We start from the raw sequence: 11,591 nt of genomic DNA, 5'->3' as shown, positions 1-11,591 counted from the left end.
GTCAGTCATGAACCTTGTCCACTCGGCATAGACTAGACTAATAGTTTGTGGACGAGCAAAAGAATTTGAGGTGTGGAGACGATGGGGTATATTTTCCTGTTTCTTATTGGTTTCGGGCTGGCTGTTTCGGGTGGCGTAACACTGATTGCTTATTTGAATTTCTTGCCTGCAGGTTTGTCCTGGCTGGACTATTTCGTTTTTGTCAAGGGGAGGATGGAAACATATCTGCTTCCGATTGGCCTCTTGATCATGTCGATCATCATTTATCGATTCCCAAACAGATTTTAAGGCGACGTAATCTGAATAAATTTCCATTTGCTGGCCATAATGTATCGTAAGTTCAGTTTACAAAGCGAGGGTTGTATATGATGTACATGCATGATGTTTGGGTCAATTGGTTCGAAGGGGAAGAGAATGGTTACAGTGTCTGCCATTTTCATGAATGGCGAAAAGAGGATAAAATCGAGTTAATGGATCAGGTTCCGCTCTTGTACATAACAGAAGATTTATACCACTACATTGAAAACGACATGCAAGACCTGCCTAAGCCAATGCTTGATTCGATCTATCGACGTGCGTACACCCGTAAAGGACAGGAGCGTACCGTATTGGAATATGGTGCAGTACTGACAGATGGAAATGATATCCTTGCAATCGACACTATCGGCTATCAGATTCCCGTCCGGAAGAGCCGTCTGATTCCAAGGCAGGAACAGATGGTATATGATATGATAAAAAAATCCAAGCCACAGTCGTTCCAATTTGAAGCTGGCGATTATGAAAAGGAGTACCACATCCTCTCCTTGTCCCCTGAGCTGATATTCGGGTTGACAAGAAGGGAGAGACAGCTGAAACACCTCTTGATGATGGGGCTTGATCAGCTGCGGACAGCCAATAATCTGGAAGAGCTTCGTTATTGGCTGACAGAATGGGACCCAAAGAATTACCCCTATATCCGTTTTATGGACGAAGACAAGGTCTGGAAAGCATTATACCATGGGGTAAAAGACGGGTGGAGCCCCTCCCACGAAGAATTATGTGCGAAGATCGTAAAAGGACAGCCATTTTTGGAGAAAATGTACGAGATGGAACAGGATACGGAAGAAAGTAAATCGAAGCAAAATTAGTCCTGAAACGCTAATAATAAAAGCCGAATACCAAGGAGGTATTCGGCTTTTATTGATGGGATGTATATAAGCAGCAGGTGCTGGCTTCCTTTACTTTTTCTTCTTTACTCTGCCAAGACCCATTGCTTTTTTCGCTTTTCGTAGTGTCTTGTTGGCGGTGTATGCCGCTTTGTCGGCACCTTCATCCAAAATATCGTCCAACTCGGCTGAGTTGATCAATTCATTATATTTTTGCTGGATCGGCTCGAGAAGCTGAATGACTGCATTGGCTGTATCTTGCTTGAAATCGCCATAGCCTTTCCCTTCATACTTTGCCTCTAATTCTTCCACAGTCTCGCCTGAACAGCTGGAATAGATGGTCAATAAGTTGGAAATGCCCGGTTTATTCTCTTTGTCATATTTCACAATTCCTTCAGAATCTGTCACCGCACTCTTGATTTTTTTCTCAATTCTCTTCGGTTCGTCCAGCATGGATATGAACCCTTTCTGGTTTTCATCGGATTTGCTCATTTTTTTAGTGGGTTCCTGCAAAGACATTATCCTCGCACCGACTTTAGGAATACGTGCTTCTGGAATGGTGAAGATATCATTGAACTTATTGTTAAAGCGCTGTGCCAGGTCTCTGGTTAGTTCCAGATGCTGTTTCTGATCTTCCCCAACAGGAACGATATCCGTGTTATACAGGAGAATATCGGATGCCATCAACGGTGGATAAGTCAACAGACCGGCCGACACTGCTTCCTTTCCAGCTGATTTGGATGATTTGTCCTTGAACTGGGTCATCCGTTCCAATTCGCCGATATAACTGATCGATTGCAGCATCCATCCCAATTGGGTGTGTGCACCTACTTCGGACTGGATGAATAAGGTCGATTTCTTAGGGTCGATTCCTGACGCCAAGTACAATGCCGCCAGAGATTTAATGTTATTTCTTAATTCCAATCGGTCCTGTGGTACCGTAATGGCATGCTCATCCACAATGCAGAAATAGCAGTCATGGTCTTCCTGTAATTCCACAAACTGCTTCAAGGCTCCCAAATAGTTGCCCAGGGTCAATGTACCACTTGGCTGGATTCCGGAAAATATCGTTTTCATCGTTTTGCCTCCGTCTTCTTCAATGATATATGGTTAGATAGTAGATCCCTTGTGGACAGGATCTTTTTTTTGCATTAAAAAAGCTCATTGTTCCCTTGAAAAACAGGGACGAATGAACCGCGGTGCCACCCTAATTACCTTACAATTTGTAAGATCACTTTACTTTTTTGTCAGCTCGGAAGTCCAATTCCAAATTACCTTGATGCTTGTTTTCACCAACCACAAGCTCTCTTCAAATCAGCGGGTACATGTACTTTCTCTTCTTCATCGCCGATGGTATGTATTTTTTTACTATTATATATATCATTGTTTTGAATTGCAAGTGTAAGCGTAATCGGGCCTAGCAAATCCATGTTCCATGTACATCACTTCATTCAGTGAAAAGAGTTAGTCTATATCCATGCAGAACGATAAAATCAATATATAGAGCCGACCCTAGGTGGGCCGGCTCTACAATCATAGGCCATTAATATTTAGTCATTAAATACTTGGGCATAGGTTTTCCAGCCACCATCCAAGTTTTTCACAGTGAAACCATTCTCTTCTAAAATCCGTGTTGCGATATACCCCCGCAGGCCAACCTGGCAATTTACATAAATTGTTTCGTCTTTCGGAAGCTCCAGCAGATGCTCTCGTAACGTATCAACCGGAATGTTTTTGGCTCCTTCAATGAACCCATTTTCCAGCTCAGCTGGGTTACGAACATCGATCAAAGTACCACCATTAGCTACTATCTCATCAATTTCACTCCATTGGACGGTTTCTAAGCCGCTTTCTACAATATTGCTGGCAACATATCCTGCCATATTGACAGGGTCTTTTGCTGAAGAATAAGGCGGAGCATAGGCCAATTCCAAATCAGGCAAATCAAGGACGGTTAAGCCGCCTTTGATGGCAGTTGCGATGATATCGATCCGTTTATCGACACCTTCTTTACCAACTGCTTGTGCTCCGTAAATAGTCCCTGTTACTTTATCAAAAACAAGCTTAAGTGCAATCGGGGAGGCACCCGGGTAATATCCAGCATGGGAAACAGGATGAACGTGGACAACTTCGTGTGAAATTCCTAAACGATCCAACGTTTTTTCATTATTACCAGTAACAGCTACTGTGTAATCAAATACTTTTGCAATGGATGTTCCAAGTGTCCCTTTATAGCTTACTTTTTTTCCATAGATGTTATCAGCTACAGCCCGGCCCTGCCTGTTCGCCGGCCATGCCAGTGGAACCATGGCTGGTTGCCCATTCATATAGTCCTTCACTTCAATCGCATCACCGATTGCATATATATTCGGGTCATTGGTTTGCAAATATTCATTTACTTGAATTCCACCCCGTTTCCCGACGTCTAGTCCAGCTTCTTTTGCCAGCTCATTTTCTGGACGGACCCCGATAGACAGAAGGATGAAATCTGTGGTGATTTCCGTACCATTTTGAGTGATTACCTTTGTACCGTTTTCCTCAAAAGACTTGACCCCATCGTTCAAGAGGAGATGGATGCCTTTTTCTTTCAAATGCTTATGAATGATAGCTGCCATTTCATAATCAAGCGGGGCCATTACCTGCTCCGCCATTTCCACAACAGTTACCTCCATACCTCTTTCATGGAGGTTTTCTGCCATCTCCAATCCTATAAAGCCCCCGCCCACGACCACCGCATGTTTCGGCTTTTCGTTGTCGATAAACGACTTGATACGGTCTGTATCAGGGATGTTTCGTAAAGTGAAGAGAGCGGCAGCGTCCTCAATACCTGGTATGGGAGGGACGATCGGCCTTGCCCCAGGTGAGAGAATCAATTCATCAAACGTTTCTTCATACTTTTCATTCGTTTGTACATTTCTCACTACAAGGGATCTTTTTTCACGGTTGATTTGGATAACTTCACTGAACGTCCGTATATCCAATTTGTATCTGCTAGCCATACTTTCGACCGTTTGAACCAGTAATTTTTGACGGTCTTTGATGGTTTCTCCTATATAGTAAGGTAATCCGCAATTCGCAAAGGATATGTGTTCCCCTTTTTCGAACATGACGATCTCTGCATGTTCGTCCAGTCTCCTTAACCGTGCTGCAGCAGTTGATCCTCCAGCAACTCCACCTACAATGACGATTTTCTTTTGCATGCTTTCATCTCCTGTTTTACCCATAATTAAGTTATGCGTTAATAATATACCTGTCGGGGTATAATGTCAACTGAATCTTATTCGCTGCTCTTAAAGTTCCGACTTTATCTAAAGAAGGCTGAGTTTTTTCTCCGAATGTATGGACAAAAGGATTTCCATTTATTCTCTGAATTAATTTTACCGTGGAAAGCAGATGATAAAAAAAGAGTGGAGATCAATTTCTCGAGAACGAATTCGAGTTTTTAAAAAGGAGGATCATTATGGAAAGTACCAGTTATCAAGGTACAAATAAGATGATTGCAGGAATCGTATTTGGTGTCATTACATTCTGGTTATTTGCTCAAGCAATGGTAAATATTGTTCCTGCAGTACAAGAGGATCTAGGGGTTGAGATGACTGCGTTAAACATTGCCATCAGTTTGACTTCCCTCTTTTCTGGACTGTTCATTGTTGTGGCAGGTGGTTTAGCAGACAGAGTGGGGAGGAAGAAAATAACCTACGTGGGTTTGATTTTAAGCGTGGTTGGTTCACTGCTCCTAGTGCTTGCACAAGGTGCCGTATTGTTGATTATCGGACGTGTACTGCAAGGGTTATCTGCTGCATGTATCATGCCTGCTACCATTGCTTTGATGAAAGCCTATTTCGAAGGTGCAGAAAGACAACGAGCACTCAGCTACTGGTCCATCGGTTCGTGGGGAGGTTCTGGAATAACTTCCTTTGCCGGAGGAGCCATTGCAACGTACATGGGGTGGAAGTGGATTTTCATATTCTCTATTATTTTCGCCTTGCTAGCGATGTGGCTGATCAGGGAAGTTCCGGAAAGCAAAGCTAAAACATCTGGGAAATTCTCGTTCGATTACGGTGGGTTGGGAATCTTCATCATCACCATGGTTGCAATCAATGTCGTTATTACACAAGGTGCAGACTTTGGATGGACTAGTCTGCCGACACTCATTTTGGCGGCAGTATCGATTGCAGGGGTAATTGTGTTCGTAAAATATGAGTCAAACAGAGAACATGCTCTAATCGACTTTGAAATATTTAAAAACAAACCATATACTGGTGCTACTGTCTCCAATTTCCTGTTAAATGCCGTTGCAGGTACATTGATTGTAGCTAATACGTATGTACAAGTAGGTCGTGGGTTCACTGAATTTCAATCTGGGATGCTTTCTATCGGTTATCTGATTGCCGTCCTGGGCATGATTCGTGTTGGTGAAAAATTAATGCAAAAGACTGGTGCCAAAAAGCCGATGATTTGGGGGTCGTCCATTACGTTGGTTGGTGTTGCCGTGATGGGATTGACATTTTTACCAGGTGTTATTTACACCATCACCGTCTTTGTCGGATTTGTGCTATTCGGCTTAGGACTTGGCATGTATGCAACACCATCGACAGATACTGCAGTTGCTGCAGCACCAGATGAAAAGGTTGGAGAAGCTTCCGGTGTGTATAAAATGGCAAGTTCTTTAGGAAACGCTTTTGGTATCGCGATTTCTGCTACCGTATATAGTACTGTGGCAGCAGCGAGCAATGTTCATATATCCGCAACCGTCGGAATCATCACGAATGTAGCTTTCGCTGCTGTATCGCTGTTATCCGTTTTGATACTGATCCCAAGCGATTCCAAGAAAAGAAAGAAATCGGGCAAAGTCATCGAACAACGTACTTGATTAGCAGGACAGGTTTGTCTTGTCCTGCTTGGCCATGAATCGAAAGGAGATGATGTTCTTGAAAGAACAATTGATGAAAATGTTGGAAGAGCGAGAAGATGAAATGATTGAGATCCGCCGTCATTTGCACGAGAATCCTGAGCTCTCATTTGAAGAGGATAAAACAGCGGAATATATCGCTGAATTTTACAAGGATAAGGATGTAGAGGTGGAAACGGAGGTGGGAAATGGCCATGGAATCGTTGTCACGATCAAAGGCGCCAAGCAAGGTAAGACCTTGGCATTGCGGGCAGACTTCGATGCACTTCCTATCACTGAGGAAGCTGATGTTCCTTTCAAGTCAAAAAACGAAGGAGTGATGCATGCATGTGGGCATGATGCACATACAGCCTACCTGATGGTTCTGGCAGATTGTCTTGCGGAATTGAAAAATGACATGCAGGGTACCGTGAAAATCATTCACCAACATGCAGAAGAAGTGCCTCCCGGAGGAGCAAAAAGTATCGTGGAAGCAGGGGCACTGGATGATGTAGATGCCATCTTTGGCATCCATGTTCTGCCGATGGGGCCTGCCGGTACGGTTGGCTATCATAGTGGATATTCCTTTAATGGCCGGGCTTATTTTAAACTCAAGATTCAGGCGAGTGGAGGGCATGGCTCTTCACCGCATAAGGCAAATGATGCTATTGTAGCCGGGTCTTATTTTGTAACTGCTGTCCAATCGATCGTCAGCCGCAGAGTGAATCCACTGAATGCCGGTGTAGTGACAGTTGGTTCATTTGATGGAAAAGGAACCTTTAACGTGATCAAAGACAGTATCGAACTGGAAGGGGACATACGTTTTTCAAATGATGAAACAAAAGAAGTGATCGATAAAGAATTTCACCGGGTTGTAAGAGGGGTGGAGGAATTATTCGGTGTAACCTGTGAACTCACATATGAACATGATTATCCTCCATTGTACAATGACCCGGAATTGACTACTTTTGTAGCAGATACGTTGAAAGAAGTTGAAGATGAGGATATTAAGGAAGTAAAAGAATTCCCTAAGATGGCACCATCAGATGATTTTGCGTATTTCCTGGAGAAGGTTCCTGGTTCTTACTTTTATATTGCTTGTACACCAAAGGGGATGGAAGAACCATACTTCAACCATCATCCGAAATTTGATATAGATGAAGATGCAATTCTTGTCGCAGCCAAATCGGTAGGCCATGTTGCGTGCAGTTACCTAGCGATGGACAAATAATAAGGGTTTTTAGGTATGGAAAGGTATGCCGGTGCGTGGTTTTATAAGCAGCACGGGGCAGGGTGTACGCCGCGGTCCTGAAAGGATCGGAGCGCGGCGGCTGTAGTTGTGATAATTAGTGATTAATTAGCAGTTGAACAAGAGTTTCGCACAAGGATATTTCCCCAATTAAACCAGTTATTGGTTCAATTATTCGACGTATTCCGATATACTAAATTTAAAAACTAGAATTGGAGATTGAGAGCAATGGGGAAATTTCAGCAAACGATTTTGGCAGTGACTAGTGTTCTCCTGTTCAGTGCCTTGTTGCCCGCAGCAGTTCATGCAGAAGAAGAGACGGTCAGAGCCACTCCACATGCGGAGCGCCAGACAAGCATTGAACTATTGGATACGGAACAGCAGATGGCGCGGTTCACTTATGATTCCGGCTACGATTTTGAATATCCAGACGCGGTGCGAGGAATTTATGTAACCGGGAATTCTGCAGGTGGAAGCCGGTTCGAGTCACTCGTAAATCTGCTGGATGAATCAGCACTGAATTCCATGGTTATTGACATAAAAGAAGATAATGGGAATTTGACATTCGAACCGGAGGAAGGTTCACCGTACGAGGATATTGCCGAAAACTTCATTGGTGACCCGAAAGGCATGATGCAAGTCATGGAAGAAGAAGGGATATATCCTATCGCCAGAGTGGTCGTCTTCAAAGACAACGAACTGGCCGAAAAACGCCCAGATCTGTCCTTCCGTCAAAATGGCGAAGTATGGACCAACGGCAAAGGGGAATCTTTTGTAAACCCGTTTGAAAAAGAAGTTTGGGACTATAATGTAGAAATTGCTAAAATGGCGGCTGAAATGGGCTTCCAGGAAATTCAGTTTGACTATGTCCGTTTTCCGGAAGGGTTTGAAACCCGTGATGATGTGCTGGAATACAGCGAAGGCGATTATGCGGATATGGAAATGGACAATGTAGACAAGCGGGTGGAAGCTGTGAGTGATTTTGTAGCCTATGCCAGAAAAGAACTGGAATATTATGATGTAGATGTCTCCGTAGATATATTCGGGTATTCAGCCACGATCGAAGAAGCTCCGGGAATCGGCCAAAATTTCTCGAGGATTGCCTCCAATGTGGATGTAATTTCGTCGATGATCTATCCAAGTCATTGGGGATCTTATTTTGGGATTGAAAAGCCGGACACCGAACCATATAACCTGGTGAATGAATATGCAAAAGTTGAAAATGAAGTGCTCGGCCAGTTGGAGGACCCTCCAGTGTCACGGCCATGGTTACAGGATTTCAGTGCTCCATGGTTGTACAGCGGACCAACTTTTGTATATGGCAAAGAGGAAGTCGAAGCGCAGATACGTGCTTTGTATGACAATGGAATCGATGAATTCCTTCTATGGGATTCAGGCAACAGTTACACAGAAAATGTGGATTATATGATAGGAAAATAACAAAAAAGGCAGATTACCTCCCGAAGGTGTCTGCTTTTTTAATGATTTTGCCTATAAATGGGCATAATAAGGATAGAATCATATCTCACAGCATTTAACAAAGAGGGACATCTCCGTTATAATGAAACCGACTACTAAAAATAAGGAGTAGATCAATGAACTGGTATGAAAAGCTGAAAGAGTATTTCCCGGTAGAAGAAATGAAATCCAAGGAACATATGGAACGGCTTCTCGCAGAAAAAGGGGATGTGTACTTCAAGGATGAAAGTCCACAGCATGTGATGATGTATGCCGAATTTGAAACATTCATTTTTATCGATTATGTGTGGGTTTCCGCTGATACAAGGGGACAGGGCATCGGACACAAACTGATGGAAAAGCTTAAAGAGAGGAATAAGCCAATCATTCTGGAAGTCGAGCCTGTGGATTATGATGATTCGGACACCGAGAAAAGACTCCACTTTTACCGCAGGGAAGGATTTACCCATGCGCAAGGTATCGGTTACTCACGCCGGTCACTGGCAACCAATGAAGAAACACCTTTGGAGATTTTGTACTGGTCTCCGAACGACGAATCTGAAGATGTAATCTATAAACAAATGAGAAAGATGTATGAAGACATCCATACTTATAAGGATGAAGAGATATACGGCAAGGCTTATCAAACGGCAGATGAAGTGCTGAGCTTTGATGAAAACAGGGAATGCGATGACATATTGGAAAACCTGAGTGTTACGGAAAAAGCATAAGAGCTGATGGAAGAGCGGTGGAGATTGTCCCCGCTCTTTTAATTGAGTCCAATTGGGCTCATTGGTAGGGAAACTCCACGGAGTTTGACGAACGCCAATCGTCCTGCAGCCACACTCGCTTACTAATGGATAATAGTATGCACAAGAAATCGGTTGCAACGTAACATGCTGTCATGACAGTATGTTACAGATTAATAGGTGATTTTTTTGGATAAAGGTGTTTAAGAAGGTGGAAATAGGGTATCTTACAATTAAAGCATTCAATCCATCTCCAATCTTTTGAAAATAACCTGATTTTTTATTGTACCTCTACCTTTCGGTTGACAAATGTAGTATAATTACATATAGGTTATTTAAAGTTATTTTAATCTGTAAAATAGTTGAATGTTTATATTACATCTATATAGAATGAGGAGTGAAGTTACATGGTAACACTTTATACCTCACCAAGTTGCACATCATGCAGAAAAGCAAAGGCTTGGCTGGAAAAACATGAGATCGAATTCAAGGAGCGGAACATTTTTTCCGAGCCATTGACATTGAATGAGATCAAAGAGATATTGAGAATGACGGAAGATGGAACAGATGAAATCATTTCCACCCGCTCCAAAGTCTTTCAGAAACTCGATGTCGATCTCGACCAGCTTCCTTTAAAAGACTTATTCAATCTGATACAGAACAACCCTGGCTTGCTTAGAAGGCCGATCATCCTGGACGAAAAGCGTCTTCAGGTAGGTTACAATGAAGATGAAATCCGCCGGTTCCTGCCGAGAACGGTTCGCACCTTCCAATTGCGGGAAGCACAGCGCATGGTCAATTAATACACATACTTAGTTTCATATGCAACGATTAAAAACGCAGATTCCTGGTGAGGGCTGTGTTTTTATTTTGCCTTGAATTTATATAGGTATAAAGGGTGACAAATCAACTGATATGGGGTAAAATATGATACTAACTCTCGTTCTATCCTAGGCATATTACTTTCCATATTGCACTTGTCTTTCATATACTGTGAGTATAACCGGAGATGGTTAGATATGTTTTAGAACGGGTAATGAATAGGTAAGAAATTGTCCACGCTATAGATATAAAAATAAGGTGAAAGTGTCTCTTCCACCATTATTTAAGAAGGGAGAGGAACAAAAATGGAAATAGAAAGAATCAATGAAAACACCGTCAAATTTTATATTTCCTACATTGATATCGAGGACAGAGGATTCGAACGTGAAGAAATCTGGTATAACCGTGAACGTAGTGAACAGCTCTTCTGGCAAATGATGGATGAGCTGAACTATAAGGAAGACTTCTCTGTAGAAGGTCCATTATGGATTCAAGTGCAGGCATTGGATAAAGGATTGGAAATTGTAGTGACCAAGGCGCAAGTATCCAAAGACGGAGAAAACATTGAACTTCCGACGGAAGATGGCGAAACTGTTGATGTACCGGTAGATAAGAATATAGAGAATATTCTCGAAGATAAATACGGCAAAAGCGAGTTGGATGAAACCAGCGGTATGAAAGAAGATAATATGTGGCTGATTGTCGGATTCAAGGATTTTGAAGATGTCATTCAGTTGAGTCATCGAATGGAAGGATTCGATGGCAGCAAGGAAGAAACACTTTATCACTTTAAAGACAACTACTATCTGTTCTTGGAGTTCTCACCGGATATGATGGATGACAAACTTCAAGAAGATGTCATCAGTCAGGTGTTGGAATTCGCTCATGACTCTGATGTAACGATTCACATGCTTGAAGAATATGGGAAGAAAATTTTTGAACAAGCTACTTTTGCTCAGGTAAGGTCCCATTTCCCGGTTAATGTATAGACACTCTGTTATAGGGTGTCTATTTTTTTGTGCAAAGCAGGATTTCCCTCTCTCCAAGAAGAATATTTAGAAGAGGAGGTGGTGAATGAATGCTTCGGGCTATTTCTTCACAAGGAAAGGCCGTAACACTTGCCACGTGTTCAAGAAAACAAATTGATTCATGGAGGACTACCGGCTCGTTTCACTGCCCATTGTGCAGACAACCAGTCATCATCAAAGCCGGAACAAGAGTAATTCCCCATTTTGCTCATCAGGCCTCCGGCACTTGTCCGGCTAGTGGGGGAGAGG

10 protein-coding genes, 1 pseudogene and 1 other annotated feature are annotated in these 11,591 nt (G+C 42.7%); of the genes and pseudogenes, 9 read left to right on the top strand and 2 right to left on the bottom strand.

The features are described 5' to 3' along the window. Positions 1–81: 81 nt before the first annotated feature. Together ACFOGI_RS10035 and ACFOGI_RS10030 are read left to right on the top strand one after the other, a co-directional pair. Positions 82–288 (top strand): hypothetical protein, encoded by a 207-nt coding sequence (locus ACFOGI_RS10035; RefSeq protein ID WP_390271954.1) that lies wholly within the window; start codon positions 82–84, stop codon positions 286–288. A gap of 77 nt (positions 289–365) precedes the next feature. Beyond that, positions 366–1,127, top strand: coding sequence for a YjbA family protein (locus ACFOGI_RS10030; RefSeq protein ID WP_390271952.1), 762 nt, complete (start codon positions 366–368; stop codon positions 1,125–1,127). Positions 1,128–1,217: 90 nt separating this feature from the next. Here the strand turns inward: ACFOGI_RS10030 and trpS are convergent, their stop codons facing one another. Next, the gene (gene trpS, locus ACFOGI_RS10025; protein ID WP_390271950.1) at positions 1,218–2,222 is read right to left on the bottom strand and encodes a tryptophan--tRNA ligase; all 1,005 of its coding nucleotides are present in this window, start codon (positions 2,220–2,222) and stop codon (positions 1,218–1,220) included. Between the two features lie 101 nt (positions 2,223–2,323). Further along, positions 2,324–2,499: a binding site (T-box leader), on the bottom strand. 196 nt (positions 2,500–2,695) lie between these two features. Further along, a complete protein-coding gene (cdr, locus tag ACFOGI_RS10020) occupies positions 2,696–4,345 on the bottom strand; it encodes a CoA-disulfide reductase (RefSeq protein WP_390271948.1) in 1,650 nt (549 codons plus the stop codon). A 260-nt stretch (positions 4,346–4,605) separates the two neighbouring features. Between cdr and ACFOGI_RS10015 the strand changes: the two genes are divergently transcribed. The 7 genes and pseudogenes from ACFOGI_RS10015 to ACFOGI_RS16795 all read left to right on the top strand — a co-directional run. After that, entirely contained in the window at positions 4,606–6,018 is a 1,413-nt protein-coding gene (locus ACFOGI_RS10015; RefSeq protein ID WP_390271946.1) for an MFS transporter, read from the top strand. 52 nt (positions 6,019–6,070) lie between these two features. Further along, the gene (locus ACFOGI_RS10010; RefSeq protein WP_390271944.1) at positions 6,071–7,267 is read left to right on the top strand and encodes an amidohydrolase; all 1,197 of its coding nucleotides are present in this window, start codon (positions 6,071–6,073) and stop codon (positions 7,265–7,267) included. Positions 7,268–7,513: 246 nt separating this feature from the next. After that, positions 7,514–8,725, top strand: coding sequence for a putative glycoside hydrolase (locus ACFOGI_RS10005; protein ID WP_390271942.1), 1,212 nt, complete (start codon positions 7,514–7,516; stop codon positions 8,723–8,725). A gap of 155 nt (positions 8,726–8,880) precedes the next feature. Further along, positions 8,881–9,474, top strand: coding sequence for a GNAT family N-acetyltransferase (locus tag ACFOGI_RS10000; protein ID WP_390271940.1), 594 nt, complete (start codon positions 8,881–8,883; stop codon positions 9,472–9,474). A gap of 425 nt (positions 9,475–9,899) precedes the next feature. Next, positions 9,900–10,295: a transcriptional regulator SpxA gene (gene spxA / locus ACFOGI_RS09995; protein ID WP_390271938.1), complete on the top strand. Its 396-nt coding sequence runs from the start codon at positions 9,900–9,902 to the stop codon at positions 10,293–10,295. Between the two features lie 324 nt (positions 10,296–10,619). Continuing rightward, complete coding sequence (gene mecA / locus ACFOGI_RS09990; protein ID WP_390271936.1) at positions 10,620–11,303, top strand: adaptor protein MecA; 684 nt, start codon at positions 10,620–10,622, stop codon at positions 11,301–11,303. An 89-nt stretch (positions 11,304–11,392) separates the two neighbouring features. Beyond that, positions 11,393–11,569, top strand: a pseudogene (locus ACFOGI_RS16795) (competence protein CoiA family protein); the annotation flags it as partial. Positions 11,570–11,591: the final 22 nt, after the last annotated feature.

The sequence above is a fragment of the Virgibacillus xinjiangensis genome (assembly GCF_042643145.1).
GTDB lineage: Bacteria > Bacillota > Bacilli > Bacillales > Amphibacillaceae > Virgibacillus_O > Virgibacillus_O xinjiangensis.
Note: the sequence above shows the minus strand (reverse complement) of the source record. Positions and strands in the feature narration are given on the sequence as shown.

Coding starts and splice junctions, on each gene's coding strand:
- spxA (WP_390271938.1), top strand. CDS start 9,900: ATGGTAACACTTTATACCTCACCAAGTTGCACATCATGCAGAAAAGCA.
- ACFOGI_RS10035 (WP_390271954.1), top strand. CDS start 82: ATGGGGTATATTTTCCTGTTTCTTATTGGTTTCGGGCTGGCTGTTTCG.
- ACFOGI_RS10015 (WP_390271946.1), top strand. CDS start 4,606: ATGGAAAGTACCAGTTATCAAGGTACAAATAAGATGATTGCAGGAATC.
- mecA (WP_390271936.1), top strand. CDS start 10,620: ATGGAAATAGAAAGAATCAATGAAAACACCGTCAAATTTTATATTTCC.
- ACFOGI_RS10030 (WP_390271952.1), top strand. CDS start 366: ATGATGTACATGCATGATGTTTGGGTCAATTGGTTCGAAGGGGAAGAG.
- cdr (WP_390271948.1), bottom strand. CDS start 4,345: ATGCAAAAGAAAATCGTCATTGTAGGTGGAGTTGCTGGAGGATCAACT.
- ACFOGI_RS10000 (WP_390271940.1), top strand. CDS start 8,881: ATGAACTGGTATGAAAAGCTGAAAGAGTATTTCCCGGTAGAAGAAATG.
- trpS (WP_390271950.1), bottom strand. CDS start 2,222: ATGAAAACGATATTTTCCGGAATCCAGCCAAGTGGTACATTGACCCTG.
- ACFOGI_RS10010 (WP_390271944.1), top strand. CDS start 6,071: ATGTTCTTGAAAGAACAATTGATGAAAATGTTGGAAGAGCGAGAAGAT.
- ACFOGI_RS10005 (WP_390271942.1), top strand. CDS start 7,514: ATGGGGAAATTTCAGCAAACGATTTTGGCAGTGACTAGTGTTCTCCTG.